General features: G+C 73.2%; 17 protein-coding genes. 14 read left to right on the top strand and 3 right to left on the bottom strand.

Features of this window, described 5'->3' with window-relative positions; translation table 11 throughout:
* Positions 1-147: 147 nt before the first annotated feature.
* From ACFV7Q_RS19270 to trpD, 5 genes are all read left to right on the top strand, one after another.
* Complete coding sequence (locus ACFV7Q_RS19270; protein ID WP_385429853.1) at positions 148-1,590, top strand: anthranilate synthase component I family protein; 1,443 nt, start codon at positions 148-150, stop codon at positions 1,588-1,590.
* Positions 1,587-2,183: an anthranilate synthase component II gene (locus ACFV7Q_RS19275; RefSeq protein WP_385429854.1), complete on the top strand. Its 597-nt coding sequence runs from the start codon at positions 1,587-1,589 to the stop codon at positions 2,181-2,183. The genes ACFV7Q_RS19270 and ACFV7Q_RS19275 overlap by 4 nt, the downstream gene beginning before the upstream one ends.
* 23 nt (positions 2,184-2,206) lie before the next feature.
* Entirely contained in the window at positions 2,207-3,559 is a 1,353-nt protein-coding gene (locus ACFV7Q_RS19280) for a class II 3-deoxy-7-phosphoheptulonate synthase (protein WP_385429856.1), read from the top strand.
* 276 nt (positions 3,560-3,835) lie between these two features.
* Positions 3,836-4,051: a hypothetical protein gene (locus ACFV7Q_RS19285; RefSeq protein WP_385429858.1), complete on the top strand. Its 216-nt coding sequence runs from the start codon at positions 3,836-3,838 to the stop codon at positions 4,049-4,051.
* Positions 4,052-4,089: 38 nt separating this feature from the next.
* Positions 4,090-5,235, top strand: coding sequence for an anthranilate phosphoribosyltransferase (gene trpD / locus ACFV7Q_RS19290; protein WP_385429859.1), 1,146 nt, complete (start codon positions 4,090-4,092; stop codon positions 5,233-5,235).
* Positions 5,236-5,361: 126 nt separating this feature from the next.
* Here trpD and ACFV7Q_RS19295 read toward each other — a convergent pair whose 3' ends face one another.
* The 3 genes from ACFV7Q_RS19295 to ACFV7Q_RS19305 all read right to left on the bottom strand — a co-directional run bounded on the left by ACFV7Q_RS19295 (position 5,362) and on the right by ACFV7Q_RS19305 (position 9,041).
* Entirely contained in the window at positions 5,362-6,669 is a 1,308-nt protein-coding gene (locus tag ACFV7Q_RS19295) for a cation:proton antiporter (protein ID WP_385429860.1), read from the bottom strand.
* Entirely contained in the window at positions 6,656-7,318 is a 663-nt protein-coding gene (locus ACFV7Q_RS19300; RefSeq protein WP_385429861.1) for a flavin reductase family protein, read from the bottom strand. Before ACFV7Q_RS19300 ends, ACFV7Q_RS19295 begins: the two co-directional genes overlap by 14 nt.
* Positions 7,319-7,436: 118 nt before the next feature.
* On the bottom strand, positions 7,437-9,041 hold the full coding sequence (locus ACFV7Q_RS19305; protein WP_385429863.1) for a tryptophan halogenase family protein: 1,605 nt from the start codon (positions 9,039-9,041) through the stop codon (positions 7,437-7,439).
* Between the two features lie 181 nt (positions 9,042-9,222).
* Here ACFV7Q_RS19305 and sbnA point away from each other — a divergent pair, with 181 nt between their 5' ends.
* From sbnA to ACFV7Q_RS19350, 9 genes are all read left to right on the top strand, one after another.
* On the top strand, positions 9,223-10,260 hold the full coding sequence (sbnA, locus tag ACFV7Q_RS19310) for a 2,3-diaminopropionate biosynthesis protein SbnA (protein ID WP_385429865.1): 1,038 nt from the start codon (positions 9,223-9,225) through the stop codon (positions 10,258-10,260).
* Positions 10,261-10,374: 114 nt separating this feature from the next.
* Positions 10,375-10,638: an acyl carrier protein gene (locus tag ACFV7Q_RS19315; RefSeq protein WP_385429867.1), complete on the top strand. Its 264-nt coding sequence runs from the start codon at positions 10,375-10,377 to the stop codon at positions 10,636-10,638.
* Positions 10,635-11,903 carry a beta-ketoacyl-[acyl-carrier-protein] synthase family protein gene (locus ACFV7Q_RS19320; RefSeq protein ID WP_385429869.1) on the top strand — a complete coding sequence of 423 codons (1,269 nt, stop codon included), beginning with the start codon at positions 10,635-10,637 and terminating at the stop codon, positions 11,901-11,903. Before ACFV7Q_RS19315 ends, ACFV7Q_RS19320 begins: the two co-directional genes overlap by 4 nt.
* On the top strand, positions 11,900-12,994 hold the full coding sequence (locus tag ACFV7Q_RS19325; protein ID WP_385429871.1) for a beta-ketoacyl synthase N-terminal-like domain-containing protein: 1,095 nt from the start codon (positions 11,900-11,902) through the stop codon (positions 12,992-12,994). Before ACFV7Q_RS19320 ends, ACFV7Q_RS19325 begins: the two co-directional genes overlap by 4 nt.
* Before the next feature lie 150 nt (positions 12,995-13,144).
* Positions 13,145-13,888 carry a 3-oxoacyl-ACP reductase FabG gene (gene fabG / locus ACFV7Q_RS19330; protein WP_385429873.1) on the top strand — a complete coding sequence of 248 codons (744 nt, stop codon included), beginning with the start codon at positions 13,145-13,147 and terminating at the stop codon, positions 13,886-13,888.
* Positions 13,889-13,943: 55 nt separating this feature from the next.
* Positions 13,944-14,672 (top strand): 2-hydroxychromene-2-carboxylate isomerase, encoded by a 729-nt coding sequence (locus ACFV7Q_RS19335; RefSeq protein WP_385429875.1) that lies wholly within the window; start codon positions 13,944-13,946, stop codon positions 14,670-14,672.
* Complete coding sequence (locus ACFV7Q_RS19340; RefSeq protein ID WP_385429876.1) at positions 14,669-16,156, top strand: condensation domain-containing protein; 1,488 nt, start codon at positions 14,669-14,671, stop codon at positions 16,154-16,156. The genes ACFV7Q_RS19335 and ACFV7Q_RS19340 overlap by 4 nt, the downstream gene beginning before the upstream one ends.
* Positions 16,153-17,391 (top strand): FAD-dependent monooxygenase, encoded by a 1,239-nt coding sequence (locus ACFV7Q_RS19345; protein WP_385429878.1) that lies wholly within the window; start codon positions 16,153-16,155, stop codon positions 17,389-17,391. The genes ACFV7Q_RS19340 and ACFV7Q_RS19345 overlap by 4 nt, the downstream gene beginning before the upstream one ends.
* Positions 17,392-17,598: 207 nt before the next feature.
* Entirely contained in the window at positions 17,599-17,871 is a 273-nt protein-coding gene (locus ACFV7Q_RS19350; RefSeq protein ID WP_385429880.1) for an MbtH family protein, read from the top strand.
* Positions 17,872-17,892: the final 21 nt, after the last annotated feature.

The following is a 17,892-nucleotide window of genomic DNA, read 5'->3' on the forward strand; positions in this document are numbered from 1 at the left end:
CCAATTCCTTTTTTGGGGGGGTGGGGTGGGCTGGTTTTTTTTAATATCACACTGCTCCCCCCCCCCCCCCGGGGGGCGCGGCCCGCCCCCGGCCGGCCCCCCCTCCCCCTCCGGATCGAGGAGACCGCACTCGACCCGCACCCCCCGGTGGAGCTCTACGCGGCCCTGCGCGAACGGTTCGGCGAGGACGTCTTCCTCCTCGAATCCCTGGAGAGCCCCGACTTCGACGGGAACTCCGCCGTCGTCGGCTTCGGCAGGCTCGCCGAGCTGCGCGTCCACCCCGGCCGGATCGAGGCCGTCGGCCTGCCCGCGGTCCTGGCCGTCCTCGGCCGGATCGCCGACGACCTGGGCCTCGCCGTCGGCCCCGGCGGCGACCGCCTCTACGACCGCCCCGAGCAGCTCTGGGACGTGCTGCGCGCCTTCCAGGCCGCGTTCGACGTCGACAGCCCCCGCCCCGCGTACGCCTTCGGCTTCCTGGCCACCATCGGTTACGGCGCCGCCTGGCACATGGAGGACCTGCCCGCCCGCCGCCCGCGCCCCGGGGCCGCCCCCGCCCCCGACCTGGTCCTCACCCTGTTCCAGGACACCGTCTGGTACGACCTCGACGCCGGGACCGCGGTCCGTCTCGCCGCCCGCGGCCCCGCCCTCGGTCCCGACGGGGGCCCCGCCGCCCGCACCGACCTCGCCGGCATCCTCGAACGCCTCCCGGCCGGCACCGCCACTCCACCCGGCCGGCTGCCCGAGGCCCCCGCCCCGCGCGCGGTCCGCGACAGCACCGACGAGACCGCGTTCCGCGCCCGTGTCGAGCGCTGCCTGCAGCACATCGGCGTAGGCGACGTCTACCAGATCCAGATCGGCCACCGCATCGAGGTCGACACCGACCTCACCCCCCTCGACGTCTACCGCCGCCTGCGCGGACGCAACCCCTCCCCGTACATGTACCTCGTGCCCCGTGACGGCCGCACCCTCATCGGCGCCAGCCCCGAGGTGCTGTTCCGCACCGAGGGCGAGCGGATCGTCATGCGGCCCATCGCCGGCACCACCCCGCGCAGCGGCGACCGGACGGTCGACACCGCCCGGATCGAGGCCCTCCTCGCCAGCGAGAAGGAGCAGGCCGAGCACGTGATGCTCGTCGACCTGTGCCGCAACGACATCGGGCGGGTCTGCCTGCCCACCACCCTGGAAGCCCGCGAGCTGATGACGGTCGAGACCTTCAGCCACGTCTTCCACCTCGTCTCCACCGTCGAGGGCGAACTCGCCCCCGGCGAGGACGCCTGGTCCGCCCTGAAGGCCACCTTCCCGGCCGGCACCGTCACCGGCGCGCCCAAGATCCGCGCCATGGAGATCATCGACGGGCTGGAGGACGAGCCCCGCGACATGTACGCCGGCGCCGTCGGCCTCATCGACGTCCGCGGTTGGTCCCGCCTCGCCCTGTGCATCCGCACCGTCACCCACGACGGCAGCACGTACTCCACCCAGAGCTGCGCCGGCATCGTCGCCGACTCCTCGCCCGCCGCCGAATGGCGCGAGACCCTCCACAAGATGGGCGCCGCCTACTGGGCGCTCACCGGTCAGGAGCTGCTCCCGTGAAGGTCCTCCTCGTCGACGCCTACGACAGCTTCACCCACATCATCGACCAGTACCTGCGCACCCTCGGTGCGGACACCGACGTCGTCCGCTCCGGCACCCGCAGCCCCGAGGAGCTCGCCGCGCTGCGGCCCGACGCCGTGGTCCTCGGGCCCGGCCCCGGACACCCCGCCGACTCCGGCCACCCCGAACTCGTCCGCTCCTTCGCGGGCCGGGTGCCGCTGCTCGGCATCTGCCTGGGCCACCAGGCCATCGGCCTGGCCTACGGCGGCCGGGTCACCGTCGCGGACCGGCTCAAGCACGGCAAGACCAGCCCGGTCCGCCACGACGGCTCCGGGGTCTTCACCGGCCTCGGCTCCGCCATGACCGCCACCCGCTACCACTCCCTGATCGTCGCCGAACCCCTGCCGCCGGAGCTGATCGCCACCGCCCACGCCGTCGACGACGGCTACGTGATGGGGCTGCGCCACCGCACGCTCCCCGTCGAGGGCGTGCAGTTCCACCCCGAATCGATCACCACGGTCGGCGGGATGCGGCTCCTGCAGAACTTCCTCGCCAGCGCACGGAACCAACCGGCCGGCACCCCCACCGGGTGACCGCGGGACGAAGGAGCACCGTCGTGGGACACCCCGCACCACACCCCGACCCCGACCCCGACCCATGGCGGGCGCTGCCCGCCGCACAGCAGCCCGACTGGCCCGACCCCGGGGCCCTCGACGCGGTCCGCAGGGAACTGCGGGCCGCTGTTCCGCTCGTGGTGGCCGCCGAATGCGAGCAGCTCAAGGAGCGGCTCGGCGCGGTCGCCCTGGGCCAGGCCTTCCTGCTCCAGGGCGGGGACTGCGCCGAGACCTTCACGGACACCGGGGAGGACGCGGTGCGCCGGAAGGTGCGCACCCTGCTCCAGATGGCCCTGGTCCTCCAGTACGCGGCCTCCGTCCCGGTCGTCAAGATCGGCCGGATGGCGGGCCAGTACGCCAAACCGCGCTCCCGGCCCACCGAGACCCGCGGCGGGGCGACCCTCCCGGCCTACCGGGGCGACGCCGTCAACGGCTTCGGCTTCGACCCGGCCGAACGCACCCCCGACCCGGGGCGGCTGCTGCGCGTGCACCGGGCCGCCGCCGGCACCCTGAACCTCGTACGGGCCTTCACCACCGGCGGCTACGCGGACCTGCGCCAGGCGCACGCCTGGAACCAGGACTTCGTGGCCCGCTCACCCGTCGGCGAGCGGTACGCCGCCCTCGCCACCCAGATCGACCAGGCGCTGGCCTTCATGCGGGCCTGCGGCGCCGACGACCGCATCCAGCACGCCGTGGAGTTCTACGTCAGCCACGAGGGCCTGCTGCTGGACTACGAGCAGCCCCTGGTCCGCGAGGACCCGGTGACGGGCCGGCACTACGCCACCAGCGGCCACATGCTCTGGATCGGCGAACGCACCCGCGACCTCGGCGGGGCGCACGTGGAGTTCTTCTCGACGATCGCGAACCCGATCGGCGTCAAACTCGGCCCCGCCACCGCCACCGACACCGTGCTGCGGCTCATCGACCGGCTCGACCCAGAACGGGAGCCGGGCCGGCTCACGTTCATCGTGCGCATGGGCGCCGGGCAGGTGCGGGCCAGGCTGCCGGAACTGGTCGAGAAGGCCGCGGCGGAGGGCGCGCCGGTGGCCTGGGTGAGCGACCCCATGCACGGCAACACCTTCGAGGCCCCCTCGGGGCTGAAGACCCGCCGCTTCGACGACATCGTCGACGAGGTGAAGGGCTTCTTCGAGGTCCACCGGGACCTGGGCACCCATCCCGGCGGCGTCCACCTGGAATTCACCGGAGGGGACGTCACCGAATGCGTGGGGGGCGGTGAGGAGGTCAGCCTGGAGGAACTCGGCGAACGCTACGAATCCACCTGCGATCCGCGGCTCAACCGGACCCAATCCCTCGACTTGGCCTTCCTCGTCGCCGAGATGTACCGGGAACGCTGATGGAAACGCCCCGGACGACCCCGTGGCGGACGATAACGGCGGTGCCCCGAGCGCCCCTCCAGTGCCGTTCCAGCGTCTGTCAAGCACCGCCCGAGGAGTCCGGCAAGTCCCGACGGGATCCTGCGCACCCCGTCGCACCAGCAGTTATATCGCCCTTATCGAAAAGCGCAGCGGCCCGAAGGAGGAGCGATATCGGCTCGAAGCCCCGCCTCCCTAACGTTCTTCTCACCGGAACAGACCGGCCACCAGAAGAGACCGACGGGGAGAAAAGAAGTCATGCGGAACACGTGGCGCACTCAGGTCCAGCGCATCACCGTCGCGGTCATCGCCTCGGCCGCCCTCGCGGGCGGTGTCAGCCTCGCCCACGAGGTGACGGCCGCCGAGCGGACCAGCATCAGCGCCGACGGCACCACCGGCACCACGACCCCGGCCGCCGAACCGACCGCGAGTCCCACGCCGACCGCCTCCCCCGACACCCGGGAATGGGGCTGAGCCGGCAGGCACACCCGACGACCCCGAGGGAGCACCCAGTGACCACCGTCAGACCAGAACCGCCCACGGGCCGGCAGCAGTGGCCCGTCCTGCTCCAGGACCTCCTCGCCGGTCGTGACCTGGCCGCCGCCGACACGGCCGGGGCCATGCACCGGGTGATGCGGGGCGAGGCCACCGAGGCCCAGCTCGCCGGATTCCTGGTGGCCCTGCGGGGCAAGGGGGAGACGGTCGGCGAGCTGGAGGGCCTGGTCCGCGCCATGCTCGACCACGCGGTGCCCCTCGACGTACCCGGCACCACCGTCGACGTGGTCGGTACGGGCGGCGACGGCGCCCGTACCGTCAACATCTCGACGATGTCCGCGATCGTCGCGGCCGGCGCCGGCGCCCGGATCGTCAAGCACGGCAACCGGGCGTCGAGTTCGGCCTCGGGCTCCGCCGACGTGCTGGAGGCCCTGGGCGTGACCCTGCGCCTGGACCCGGCCCGGGTGGCCGCCCTGGTGGAGGAGGTGGGGATCACCTTCTGCTTCGCCCCCGATTTCCACCCCTCCATGCGGCACGCCGCCGCCGTCCGCCGGCAGCTGGGCATCCCCACCGTGTTCAACGCGCTCGGCCCGCTCACCAACCCGGCCCGACCCACCGCCCAGGCGGTCGGGGTGGCCGACGCACGACTGCTCCCGCTGATCGCGGGGGTCCTGGCCCGGCGGGGCGGCAGCGCCCTGGTGTTCCGCGGCGACGACGGGCTCGACGAGCTCACCGTCACCACCACCTCGACGGTGCTGACCGTCGAGGAGGGAAGGGTCCGGGAGGAACCCTTCGACCCGCGGGACATCGGGATCGCCCTCGCCCCGGTCGAGGCCCTGCGGGGCGCGGACGCCGCCCACAACGCGGCCGTCGCCCGCCGGCTGCTGGCCGGGGGCGAGCAGGGCCCCGTACGCGATGCGGTGCTGCTGTCGGCGGGGGCGGCCCTGGCCGCCGCCGAGCCGGCCCGCGGCCGCACGGTCACCGAGCGGCTCGGCGCGGCGGTCGCCGTCGCTGCCGCCGCCCTCGACTCGGGCGCGGCCCGGACCGTACTGGACCGCTGGATCCGGGCCAGCGCGGCGCCGGGCGGCAGCACACCGCGCGATCCGGCCGGGCGCCCGGACACCGCGGACGCCGGGGTGCCGCTCGCCGCCGCGGGGCGGTGAGCGGCAGCGGGCACCACGGGTGGCCGGGCAGCCACGGGCGGCCGGGCACACCCGCCCCGCGGCCGCGGCGCCCCCGGGAGGGGGACGCCGCGCCCGCGGTCCCGGGCCGGCCCGCCCGGCGGCCGGTCAGGTCTTGCCGACCGTGGCCGGCAACCGCACCGGCTCGTGCACCAGGGGGCCGTCGGCCGGATCCTCCGATTCCTTGTCCGGTGGCAGGTCCCGCCGGATCCACGACAGCGCGGGAGAGGTGATCGCCGTGGTGAGCAGGGCCATCAGGACCAGCATCGTGAACAGGTCCGGCCCGATCACCCCCAGCTCCAGCCCCAGGTTCAGCACCACCAGCTCCGTCAGGCCGCGGCAGTTCATCAGGGCGCCGATCGACATGGCGTCCCGCCACGACTGGCCGCTGGCCCGGGCCGCGGCGGAGCTGCCGCCCCACTTGCCGAGGAAGGCGACGGCCATGACGGCCAGCGCCCACAGCCACAGCATCGGGTCGGCGGCCAGCACCTGCACGTTCGTCTTCAGACCGGTGTTGACGAAGAACAGCGGCAGCAGCACCGGGATGGTGAAGGCCCGCAGCCGGGCCGCGCACAGCTCGATGACCCGGGAGCCGCGCGGGGTGACCACCCCGAAGACGAAGGCCCCGAACAGCGCGTGCACCCCGATCTTGTCGGTGGCGAACGCCGACAGGCACAGCCCGCTGAACAGCACCACGAGCACCACCGAGTCGACGGTGCGGGCGGCCCGCTGCGCCCACTTGGCCATCAACGGACGGATGGCGTAGATCATGAAGGCGAGGAACAGCGCCGCGAGGCCGGCCGTGGTGACCGCCTCGATCGCCGAGGTGCTGGTGGTCACCGCGACCACCGCCGCCAGCAGGCACCACGCGGTCACGTCGTCCACGGCGGCGCACGCCATGGCCAGCGCGCCGATCCGGGTGTGGTAGAGCCCGCGGTCGGTGAGGATCCGGGCGAGCACCGGGAAGGCCGTGATGCTCATCGACACGGCGATGAACAGCACGAACGCGATCTTCGTGACCCCCTTCGGGGCGAAGCTCTCGTACATGAGCAGGGCCAGGCCGGAGCCGAGGAGCAGCGGCAGCACGATGCTCGCCTGGCTCACCGCGACGGCGGTCCTGCTGTGGCCGCGCAGGGCCGACAGGTTCAGCTCCAGGCCCACCAGGAACATGAACGCCAGCAGGCCGACGTTTCCGAACGCCCCGGTGAACGGCAGGACCGTCCCGGGGAACAGCCACGTCTGGGCGTCGGGCCACAGCCAGCCCAGCAGCGAGGGGCCCATCAGGATCCCGACGGCGATCTCCCCGACGACCGGGGGCTGGCCGAGCCGGCGGAACAGCATCGCGCCCGCCTTGCAGGCGAGGATGACCGCGGGGATCGCGATCAGCAGGTCGGGGAGCGGGTCACGGGCGGACACGGGCAGCCTCCTCCGGCGCCGCAGGGGCACTGACCGCCGCAGGGGCACTGGCACGGGCGGGCGCGGGCGCCACCGGCTCCGGGGGAGCGGCGGCCGGCGGCCCCGGCACGGACGTCGCATCGCTCCACCGCGCGTATCTGCGCCGGCCGTACAGCAGCGGCTGCGCCTCCTCGTGCAGCGAGACCCGGTGGACGCGCACGAAGACGGCGGTGTGGTCGCCGAACTCCACCGCGTGGGCCACCTCGCCGTCGGCTATGGCGTGCGCCGCGCCGGTCAGATGCGGGCCACCGGCCCCCAGCGGCAGCCGCCACTCGGTCCGCGCGAACCGCTCCGGGTCCCCCGAGGCGAACAGGTCCGAGACGGGGCGCGCCTGCTCGTGCAGCAGGTTGACCGCCACCTGTCCGGTCTCCAGCACCGCCTGCGTGGTGGGGCTCTCCGTACGCAGGCACAGCACGACGGTCGGCGGGGAGAGGGCGACGCTCGCCAGCGAGCTGCACGTCATGCCGCGCGGCTCGGAGTCCGTGCCGAGGGACGTGACGACCGAGACACCGGACGGGAACGCCGACATCAGCGGCCTGATGTCGGTCTCGACGGCACCCCCGGATTGCGGGGGCTGCAGGGGCTGGGCGGGCCGGGACGCATGGGTCATGGCGGGAACTCCTCGGGGTCGTGGCTACGGGGGTGCCGGGCGGGCCCGGAAGCCGGTGGGAGGAGCCGGCTTCCGGGCCGTGCGGCGCACCGGGAGGGACGCGGGCGGGGGAGGGCGGTTACTGCTTGCCGTGCAGCTGCCGCAGGTAGTCGTAGGTGCTCGGCAGGGTGTCGAGCAGGTGCTGCTGCTCCTGCTTGACCTTGGCGAACAGCGCCTCGGCGCCGGCCACGGACTCGGGCTTGTGCGCGAGGACCGGCAGCGGGGCGTCCGGCTCCAGGCCGAGCCCGGCGAAGATGCAGTAATAGCTGCCGTTCGTCCAGAAGTTACGGAATTCCGCCTCGAAGTTGCCGTAGTACGTGGACTCGTCGGCGATCGGTGAATTGATGGGCAGCCCGGCCTTGTAGGCGGAGATCTTCTCCTGGATGTTCTCCGGGAGCGTCAGCTCCTTGTTCGCCCGCCAGAACGGGGTGTCGTTGCGCGGCGCGTAGTAGAAGTGCGCCTGGATGAAGTCGCGAGTGTCGTCGAACATCACCTCGATCTCTCGGTTGAAGCTCTTCGCCAGCTCCGGGTTGAAGTCCTTGTCCGGGAAGTGCTTGGCGAGCTGGTAGATCGCTGCCGTGATGAAATAGATGCCGGTGGACTCCAGCGGCTCCAGGAAGCAGGAGGAAAGGCCGATGCTCACCACGTTGTTGACCCAGGCGCGCCGGTTGCGGCCCACCCGGAACTTCACGTGGTTGAACTTCGTCGTCTCCGGGTCCAGGTTCCACAGGTCGCAGAATTCCCGTGTCGCCTCCTCCTTCGACGCGAACTTGCTGGAATAGACGTAGCCGGTGCCGAACCGGCCCAGCATCGGGATCTTCCACGTCCAGCCGGAGGTCATGGCGATGGCGGAGGTGTACGGCTCTACGCCGCCCGCCTCGTCGTCGTGCGGGACGGCCGTGGCCACCGCGCTGTCGCACAGCAGGTGGTCGCTCATGTCGATGAACGGCTCGCCGAGGGCCTGGTTGATGAGCAGGCCGCGGAAGCCGGAGCAGTCAACGAACAGGTCGGCGTCCAGGACCCGGCCGGACTTGGTGTGCAGGGCCGTGACGAAGCCGCGCGCGTCCTGCTCCGCGTGCGTCATCTCGTCCTGGACGTGGATGACGCCCTGCTTCTCGGTGGCGAACCGGCGCAGGAAGTCGGCGACCAGGGCCGCGTCGAAGTGCCAGGCGTACCGGGTGGAGGCGGTGCCGTCCATCCAGCGCGGGGACTTCATCGCGTCCATGACGGGGGGCTCGCGGAAGCAGGCGTAGTCGAACGGCTCCTCCGTCCGCCCCTCCAGCTTGCGCTTGGCCCAGTAGTGCGACATCGGCGTGTTGTCGTGGTCGGGGAGGATGCCGAAGGGGTGGTAGAAGTGGTCCGGCCCGCCGTTCTCCAGGGTGCGCGCCTGCGGCTGTCCCTTGCCGCCGGTTCTCCAGTTCACGAAGCGGACCGCCATCTTGAAGCTGGCGTTGCACTCCCGCATCCACTCCTCCTCGGCGATGCCGAGGTAGTCGAACAGGACCCGGTGCAGATTCGGGACGGTCGCCTCGCCCACGCCGATGCGGCCGATCGCCGGTGCCTCCAGCACCGTGATCTCCGTGGTGCCCTGGAGGGCCTTGCCGAGATAGGAAGCGGTCATCCAGCCGGCGGTTCCGCCGCCGAGGATGACGACCTTCTTGATGCGCGCGTCGGTGCCGGTCATAGGGAGGGCTCTCTCTTCCGTCCGATGGGAGTTCCGCTGTGCGGTGACGAAAGATTCCGGCCTTCTGCTATGCGCCACCTATAAGCAGCCGTATGGCAGTCGTATAGCGGATCGGCCGAATCTCGATGGCGTTGTCGTATCTCACCGCCCCGAAACTCCCAGCAGAGGATGGCTGCCTCACATGCCGTACGACGAAGGGACGAAGGGAATCCTCTCGACCGTGGGAGGAACTCCGCTCATCGAACTGGAGCGATTGCTGCCAGGCCTCGGCTCGCGGGTGTTCGCCAAGGTGGAGCGGTTCAATCCCGGAGGAAGCATCAAAGACCGCTCGGCCCTCTCGATGGTGCTCGCGCGGATAAGATCGGGGGACCTGGTCCCCGGCAGGTCCACCGTCATCGAGTCGAGTTCCGGCAACCTCGCGATCGGCCTCGCCCAGATCTGCGCCTACGTCGGGCTGCGCCTCATCTGCGTCGTGGACTCCCGGACGACCCGGCAGAACGTGGCGATCCTCCGGGCCTACGGGGCCGAGGTGGAGATCGTCACCGATCCCGACCCGGCCACCGGCGAGCTGCTGCCCGCCCGACTGCGCCGGGTCGCCGACCTCGTCGCCGCCACCCCGGACGCCTACTGGCCCGACCAGTACGCGAACCCGCTCAACCCCCTCGCGCACCAGACCACGATGCGGGAGATCGCCGAGGCGCTCGACCACCGCGTCGACCAGCTCGTCGTCGCGGCCGGCACCAGCGGAACGCTGGGCGGCTGCGCCGAGTACATCCGCCAGTCCGGCATGAACACCACCGTCAACGCGGTCGATGCGATCGGCAGCGTGCTCTTCGCCCCGCCCGAGCGCCGCACCCGGCTCATCCCGGGCCACGGCGCCTCCGTCGTCCCCCGCCTGCTGCAGCCTGCGGACGCCGACCGGGTCATCCACGTCGGCGACCTCGACTGCGTCGTGGGCTGCCGGCAGCTCGTCCGCCGGGAGGCCGTGCTCGCGGGCGGCTCCTCCGGGGCGGTGGTCGCCGCCCTGGAGCGGATCGCCCCGGACATCGTCCCGGGCTCCAACGTGGTGCTGGTCCTGCCCGACGGCGGGGACCGCTACCTGGAGACGATCTACGACGACGCTTGGGTGCACCGCCACTTCGGCGAGGTGTCGCACCTGTGGAAGGAGCCCCTCGCGGCGGGCACCGCCCCGGCCCTGGTGGATATAGCCCACGGATAGCGGCCCCGCCCACCATCGACGTGCACCGCACCGCATCCCCCCTCACGCACACCCCTCTCACGCACCGCCCCCCACACCCACGAGCCACCGACCGACCGTCACCGGAGGAATCAGATGACCACCCAGATCCACGTCCTGGACGCCGGGCGCAAGGAGCAGATCAAGGAAATCGTCTGCGACATCCTCGAACTCGAACTCGACGAGGTGACCGAGACCAGCCTGTTCAAGGAGGAGCACGACGCCGACTCCCTGCGCACGATCGAGATCCTGGCCTCGCTGGAGCGGGTCTTCGGCCTCTCTCTGGAGCAGGCCGAGCTCAGCCGCATGGTCAACCTCGCCGGCGTGTACGCCGTGATCGCGGAGGCCGAGGGCAAGTGAGCGACCGGACGGCCGCGACGGGGCAGCCGGGCGCTGCCCGGCACCGGGTGGTGATCACCGGGCTCGGTGTCGTGACGAGCATCGGTACCGGAGTCGACGCCTTCGCGCAGAGCCTGCGGGCCGGACGCAGCGGGGCGAAGCCCATCGGGGCCTTCGACACCACCGGCTTCGCGCACTCCAACGCCTGCGAGATCAGCGACTTCGAGCCGGAGGCCTGGCTGCGCGAACTGCCCGCCGACGAGCTCGGCCGGGCCGCCCAGTTCGCGGTCGCCGGAGCGAGGATGGCGGTGGCCGACGCGGGCCTCGCCGAGGCGGACGTCCGGGCCAGGCGCACCCTGGTCTCGGTCGGCACCACCGACGGCGAGTCCCGCGACCTCGACCACCTCACCGGGCTCCAGGTCGCCGAGGGCGACGACGTCCTCGACCCGGTGGTCGCCCGACGCGTCTGGCCGGGCCGGCTCTCCGCCGGCATCGTCCGCGAACTCGGCCTGGAGGACGTGGAGACGGTCACCGTCCCCACCGCCTGCGCCGCCGGGAACTACGCGGTCGGCTACGGCTACGACGCCATCAGCTCCGGCGACGTCGAGATGGCCCTGTGCGGCGGCGCCGACGCCCTGTGCCGCAAGACCTTCACCGGCTTCTACCGGCTCGGCACCATCGCCCCCGACGTGTGCCGGCCCTTCGACGCCGACCGGCAGGGCATCCTGACCGGCGAGGGCGCCGGGATCCTGCTCATGGAGTCCCTGGAGTCCGCCCTCGCCCGCGGCGCCCGCATCTACGCCGAGGTGCTCGGCTACGGACTCTCCTGCGACGCCAGCCACCCCGTCGCCCCCGACCGGGACTCCATCGCCCGCTGCATCACCGCCGCGCACACCAACGCCGGGATCACCCCCGCCGACGTGGACTTCATCTCCGCGCACGGCACCGGCACCAAGGCCAACGACGTCACCGAGGTCGGCGCGATCCGCCAGGTGTTCGGCGAGGACCTGCCGCGGACCGTCTCCATCAAGTCGATGATCGGCCACACCATGGGCGCCGCCAGCGCCCTTGCCTCGGCGGCCTGTGCCCTCGCCCTGCGGGAGGGCTTCATACCGCCGACCATCAACCACCGCACCACCGACCCCGAATGCGGCGTGGACTGCGTGCCCAACGAGGCCGTGGAGGCCGACCTCAAGGTCGTGCAGAACAACGGACTCGCCTTCGGCGGCAACAACGCCGTACTGGTCCTCGGCCGCTGGGAAGAAGAGAGGAGCGCAGCCGCATGAGCACACGGGCGGACGACCCCGCACGGCAGCTCGTCGTCTCGGGCTGGGCGGTGTCCTCCCCGTACGGGCTGGGCCGGCAGCCGTTCGCCGAGGGGATCCTCGGCGGGGCCGCCGCCCTCGCCCCGGTGGACGCCGGGCGCTGGCCGGTCCCGTACGGGCGGGCCGGCCTGATCCCCGACTTCGACGTCAAGACCGTCCTCGGCCGCAAGGGCACCCGCTCCATGGACCGGGCCACCGGGATCGCCGTCATCACCGTCGGGGAGCTCCTGGAGGACTTCGGCCGGGGCCTGGCCGCCGACCCCGAGAAGACAGGGCTGGTGCTCGGCACCTCCGGCAGCGTCCAGTCCATCATGGACTTCACCCGGGACGCGCTGACCGGGGAGAAGCCCTACCTCGTCGACCCGGCCCGCTTCCCCAACACCGTGATGAACTGCCCGACCGGGCAGAGCGCCATCCGGCACACCCTCAAGGGCCCCAACGTCACCGTCTCCGGCGGCTCCGCCACCGGGCTCCTCGCCCTGAACTACGCCTCCCGGCTGCTGCGCGGCGGCCACGCCACCGCCCTGCTGGCCGGCGCGGCCGAGGAGTTCTCCGTCCAGCGGGCCCGGCTGGAGCACGTCGCCGACCACGCCGGGGCCGAGCCCGGGCCGCTCGGCGAAGGGGCCGCGCTGTTCCTGCTGGAGAGCGCGCGGGCCGCCCGCGACGGCGGCCGGCCACCGCTCGCCACCGTCCTCGGCTCCCGCTTCCGGGCCTTCCCCGAGACCGGCCGGGCCGGGGCCGCACTGGCCCGCTGCATCGCCGACGTGCTCGCCGACGCGCAGGCCGCCCCCGAGGACATCGCCGTCCTCGCGCCGGGCACCCCGCCGGGGCTCCTCGGCAAGCAGGAGCAGTCCGCCCTGGACGGGATCCCGGGCGAGCGGATCGCCGTACGCCCCCTCGTCGGCGACGCGACCGCCGCCTCGGCCGCCTTCCAACTCGCCGCGGTCCTGGCCGCGGGCGGGGCGCGTGCCGCCCTGGTGGACCGGCTCGCGCTGGTCACCGCCCTGGACCGGGACGGCACGGTCGGTGCCACGCTGCTGCGGCTCGGCTGAGCAGCCCGCCCCGTACGACGTGGCCCCGACGCCCGACGGCGAGCCGACACCTCGACGTCGCCCCGACACCCGGCGTCGCCCCGACACCCGGCGTCGCCCCGATGACCGCACGACCCTTCCCCGACGACAGCAGACAGAGAGGCATCTCCCATGTCCGAGACACCGAGGCCGGTAGCCCTCGTCACCGGCGGCTCCCGCGGCATCGGCCGGGCCGTGGTGGAAACCCTGGCGCGCGACGGCCACGACGTGGCCTTCTGCTACCAGTCCAACGAGGAGGCCGCGGCCCTGGCCGCGAAGGCGGCCGAGGAGCACGGGGCGAGGGTGCTGGCCCGCCGGGTCGACGTCACCGACCGGGACCGGGTCCGGGCCTTCACCGCGGAGGCCGGATCCGTCCTCGGGCCGGTGGACGTGCTGGTCACCGCCGCGGGCATCGTCCGCGACGGCCACCTGGCGATGATGCGGGACGAGGACTGGGACGCAGTGGTCCGCACCAACCTCGACGGCACCTTCCACTTCGCGAAGGCCCTGGCCTTCCCGATGATGAAGCGTCGCAAGGGCGTGATCATCACCCTGTCCTCGGTCGCCGCGGCCGGCCACGCCGGCCAGAGCAACTATTCCGCGACCAAGGCCGGGATCATCGGCTTCACCAAGGCCCTCGCCAAGGAGGCCGGCCGCAGCGGACTCCGCGCCAATGCCGTGGCCCCCGGGTTCATCGCCACCGACATGGTCGGCGGCCTGTCCGAGAAGCACACCGAGGAGATGACCGCCCGGATCCCGCTGGGCCGCTTCGGCGAGGCCCACGAGGTCGCCGAGCTGGTGTCCTTCCTCGCCTCCGACCGCGCCGCCTACATCACCGGCCAGGTCTTCGCCATCGACGGCGGCCTGGTCGTCTGACCCCGCCGACCGACCCGCCGGCCGTCGCCGTCGGTCCGTCACCAAGGAGAGAGTCATGGCCGGCCGTGCCGCCAAACCGCCGAGGTTCTACTTCAACCTGCGCAGCCCCTACAACTTCTTCGCCCTCGGCGACCTGGAGCGCGATCACCCCGAGCTCCTCGACCGCCTGGAGTGGCGCCCCTTCTGGGAGCCCGACGAGACCAGCGCCCGGCTGCTCGCCCAGGCCGGCGGGCAGTTCCCGTACACCCCGATGACCCGCGCCAAGCAGTTCTACATCCTGCGCGACGTGCGCCGCCTGGCCGCCGACCGCGGCCTGGCGCTGACCTGGCCGACCGACCGCTCCCCGTGGTGGGAGCCCGCCCATCTGACCTGGTTCCTCGCCGACGACGCCGGCCTCGGCCGGCAGTGGGTGGCCCGCGCGGGCCGCGCCCGCTGGCTGGAGGGCCGCGACCTCTGCGACCCGGCGACCGTGGCCGAACTGGCCGCCGAGGTCGGCTTGGACGCCGCTGCGGTGGCCGCCGCGACCGAGGACCCCGGGCTGCGCGAGCGCGGGGTGCGCGCCCTGCTCGACGTGCACCGCGACGGGGTCTTCGGGGTCCCGTACTTCATCCACGGCAGCGAGCCCTACTGGGGCCTGGACCGGGTCGCCGAGTTCGCCGCCTCCTTCGCCGACCGGGGGCCGCGGCTGCCGGGCGTCCCCGCCGGGCAGCCCGCCGAGGACGGGCTCGCCGCCGTCGGCGCAGGCCGGACCACCGACATGAGCCACGCGGGAGGCTGCGGATGAGCACCGCCGAAGAGGTCCGGGCGCTGCCCCTGACCGCGATCCAGCAGTCCATGTGGACGGCCCACCAGGTCGCCCCCGAGGCCTCCGCCTACAACATCGTCATGCCGCTGCGGCTGCGCGGCCGCGTCGACCCCGCCGCGATGGCCGCCGCCGTCACCGCGGTCGGCGCCCGCCACGAGCTGCTGCGCTCGGTGTTCACCGGCACCGCCGCCGGAGCGCGCCGCACCGTCTCCGGCGAGCCGCTGGTCCGCATGGAGTTCCGGGACCTGGCCGGGGCGGACGAGTCCGCCCTGTACGCGGCCGCCGAGGAGGCCGGGGCCCGCCCGTTCCGGCTGGAGTCCGGGGCCTTCCGGGCGGTGCTGCTGCGGCGCACCGACGAGGACTGGGCCCTGGTCACCTCCGCCCACCACATCGTCAGCGACTTCACCTCCCGCTGGCTGCTGGTGCGCGACGTCCTCGACGCCTACGAGGCCTGCGCCGCCGGCACCGAGCCCCGCTGGCGGCCCGTCCCGCCGGACGCCTACGCCGGCCATGCGGCGGAGGAGCTGCGCCACACCGCCTCCGAGGCGGGGCAGCGGGCGGCCGCCCTCTGGCAGGAGTCGGTGGGCGGGGCCCCCGCCGCCGAGCTCCCCCTGGACCGTCCCCGGCCCGCCGTCCGCTCCTACCGGGGCGGAACCGTCGTACGACAGCTCCCGCGGGACACCGCGGACGGTCTCGGCGCGGCGGCCGGGGCGGTGGGGGCCACGCCGTTCGCGTACCTCCTGTCGGTCTTCCAGGCCCTCACCCACCGCTGGACCGGGCAGGACGCCTTCGTGCTGGGCGTGCCGGCCACCAGCCGGATGGGCCGGGCGCTGCGGGACGTGATCGGCTGCTTCCTCAACACCATGCCGGTCCGCGCCGACTTCGGCCCCGGGTCCACCTTCCGCAGCGCGGCCGTGCAGGCCGGCGAGCGGGTCATGCGCGGCATGGTCAACGTGCGCTACCCGTGCGCGCTGGCCTTCCCCCGGGCGACGGTCTTCCGGACCGCGCTGTTCCTGGTCCAGATGGACCGGATGGAGCCGCCGGTGCCGAACGTCCCGCCGGGCGCCGCCGAAGGGCCGTCCGTCCGGTACGCCGGGCTGGACGTCTCGCTGATCGACGTGCCCCAGCAGGAGGGGCAGCTGGACCTGCTGCTGCGGATCGAGCAGACCCCGGACGGGATCACCGCCGTCTTCAGCTACGACACCGACGTGCTGGACCGGGCCACGGTCGAGCGGTTCGCCGACGGCTGGGAGCGGATGCTGGCGGCCGCGGTCGCCGCGCCCGACACGCCCGTCGCCGACGTCGAGCTGGCGGGGGAGGACGAGCTCGCCGCACTGCTCGCACTCGGGGCCGGGGGCTCCGCCCCCGGTTCCCCCGACGACTTCGACGGCCCCGACGGCCCCGACGCCTTCGAGTCCTCCGACCCGTACGACTCCTTCGAGAACGCCGGGAACCACCGATGAGCATCACCGCAGCCGTCGTCGGCGGCGGCCTGGGCGGCCTGACCGCCGCGGCCGCCCTGCACGCCAGGGGCGTGGACGTCCACGTGTACGAGCGGGGCGAGGCCCTGCGCGAACAGGGCGTGGGCATGCACCTCGGCCCCAACGGCACCCGCCTGCTCCGCCGCCTCGGTCTCGGCCCCCGTCTGGCCGGGGCGGCGGTCCGCCCCGACGCGCTGGAGGTCCGCGCCTTCCACAACGGGGCGCAGGTCGCCGTACAGGAGATGGGGGAGGCCTGGGAGCGGCAGTTCCGCGCCCCCTACCTCACCGTCCACCGCGGGGACCTGCACCGGATGCTGGCCGGGCTGCTGCCCGCCGCCCGGGTGCACACCGGCAAGGAGCTCACCGGCTTCCGGGAGGGCCCGGACGGCGTGCTGCTGGAGTTCGCGGACGGCAGCACCGCCGGGGCCGACGTGCTGGTCGGCGCCGACGGGGTGCACTCGGCGGTGCGCCGCGCCGTGGCCGGCGAGGACGCGCCGGTGTACTCCGGCAACAGCGCCCTGCGCGGCCTGGTGGACACCGTCGACGTGCCCGGGCTCGACCCGTCCCGGATGTACATGTTCGCCGGTCCCACGGCCCGGATGCTGTGCTACCCGGTCTCCGGCGGGCGGCAGTTCACCTACGTGGTGGTGGTGCCGGCCGCCGAGGGCGACGCCGAGTCGTGGACGAGCGCGACGGACCGGGCCGACCTGGACTCCGTCCTCGCCGGCTGGGCACCGCAGGTCCGCGAGGTCGTGGCGGCGGCGGGCGAGGTGCGCCGCTGGGCCCTGTACGACCGGGCGCCGCTGGAGCGGTGGAGCACCCGTCGCACGACCCTGCTCGGCGACGCCGCCCACCCGATGCTCCCGCACCACGGGCAGGGAGCCAACCAAGCCATCGAGGACGGGGTGGCACTCGCCATCTGCCTCGAGGGAGCGGACGCGGGGGCGGACGGCACCGCCGCCGCGCTGCGCCGCTACGAATCGGTCCGCCGGCCGCACACGACCCGTGTGCAGCTCGGTTCCCGGACCGGTCAGCCCCCTGGGAAAGAGGAGAAGCACAGCATGGCCAACAACAACGGCAACAACATCAACAACGCTGCCGCCAACGTCAACTGGATCCTCGACAACGACGTCGAGGCCAACCTCAACAACAACAACGCCGACAACAACCTCAACAACGTCGACCGCAACAACAACCTGAACAACAACGCTGCCTGACTCCCACCCGCGCTGCCTGACCCACCACCCCCGGGCACCACGCAGCACGCGCGCGAGGCGCGCAGCACCACATGGCACTCCACGGGCCCCCGACGCCGACCGCGTCGGGGGCCCGCCCCGTGTCCGGCGCCGTATATGCGCCCGATAGGGCGTCGATAGGGCCCTCTCCAAGGATGGGCGTCACCTGACCACGCGAAGGGAAGAGCGATGAGCGAACAGCAGCACGACACCGCCGGCGACACCGCCGACACCACCGTCTACCGGATCGTGCTCAACGACGAGGAGCAGTACTCCCTCTGGTGGACCGGCCGCGAACTGCCCGCCGGCTGGCGCGCCGAGGGCACCGAGGGCACCGAGGGCACCCGCGAGGAATGCCTCGCGAAGATCACCGAACTGTGGACCGACCTGCGCCCCGCGAGCCTGCGCCGCCGCATGGCCGCCGCCGCGGGCACCGCCGCCGGTACCGCCTCCGACGCCTGAACCGTCCCCCCGCCCCGCCGA

Source organism: Streptomyces sp. NPDC059851 (genome assembly GCF_042732005.1).
GTDB lineage: Bacteria > Actinomycetota > Actinomycetes > Streptomycetales > Streptomycetaceae > Streptomyces.

Bases quoted from the DNA above. Each gene is read 5' to 3' on its own strand.
- ACFV7Q_RS19315 (WP_385429867.1), top strand. From the start codon at position 10,375: ATGACCACCCAGATCCACGTCCTGGACGCCGGGCGCAAGGAGCAGATC.
- ACFV7Q_RS19305 (WP_385429863.1), bottom strand. From the start codon at position 9,041: ATGACCGGCACCGACGCGCGCATCAAGAAGGTCGTCATCCTCGGCGGC.
- ACFV7Q_RS19340 (WP_385429876.1), top strand. From the start codon at position 14,669: ATGAGCACCGCCGAAGAGGTCCGGGCGCTGCCCCTGACCGCGATCCAG.
- ACFV7Q_RS19325 (WP_385429871.1), top strand. From the start codon at position 11,900: ATGAGCACACGGGCGGACGACCCCGCACGGCAGCTCGTCGTCTCGGGC.
- ACFV7Q_RS19335 (WP_385429875.1), top strand. From the start codon at position 13,944: ATGGCCGGCCGTGCCGCCAAACCGCCGAGGTTCTACTTCAACCTGCGC.
- fabG (WP_385429873.1), top strand. From the start codon at position 13,145: ATGTCCGAGACACCGAGGCCGGTAGCCCTCGTCACCGGCGGCTCCCGC.
- ACFV7Q_RS19300 (WP_385429861.1), bottom strand. From the start codon at position 7,318: ATGACCCATGCGTCCCGGCCCGCCCAGCCCCTGCAGCCCCCGCAATCC.
- ACFV7Q_RS19350 (WP_385429880.1), top strand. From the start codon at position 17,599: ATGAGCGAACAGCAGCACGACACCGCCGGCGACACCGCCGACACCACC.
- sbnA (WP_385429865.1), top strand. From the start codon at position 9,223: ATGCCGTACGACGAAGGGACGAAGGGAATCCTCTCGACCGTGGGAGGA.
- ACFV7Q_RS19285 (WP_385429858.1), top strand. From the start codon at position 3,836: ATGCGGAACACGTGGCGCACTCAGGTCCAGCGCATCACCGTCGCGGTC.
- ACFV7Q_RS19345 (WP_385429878.1), top strand. From the start codon at position 16,153: ATGAGCATCACCGCAGCCGTCGTCGGCGGCGGCCTGGGCGGCCTGACC.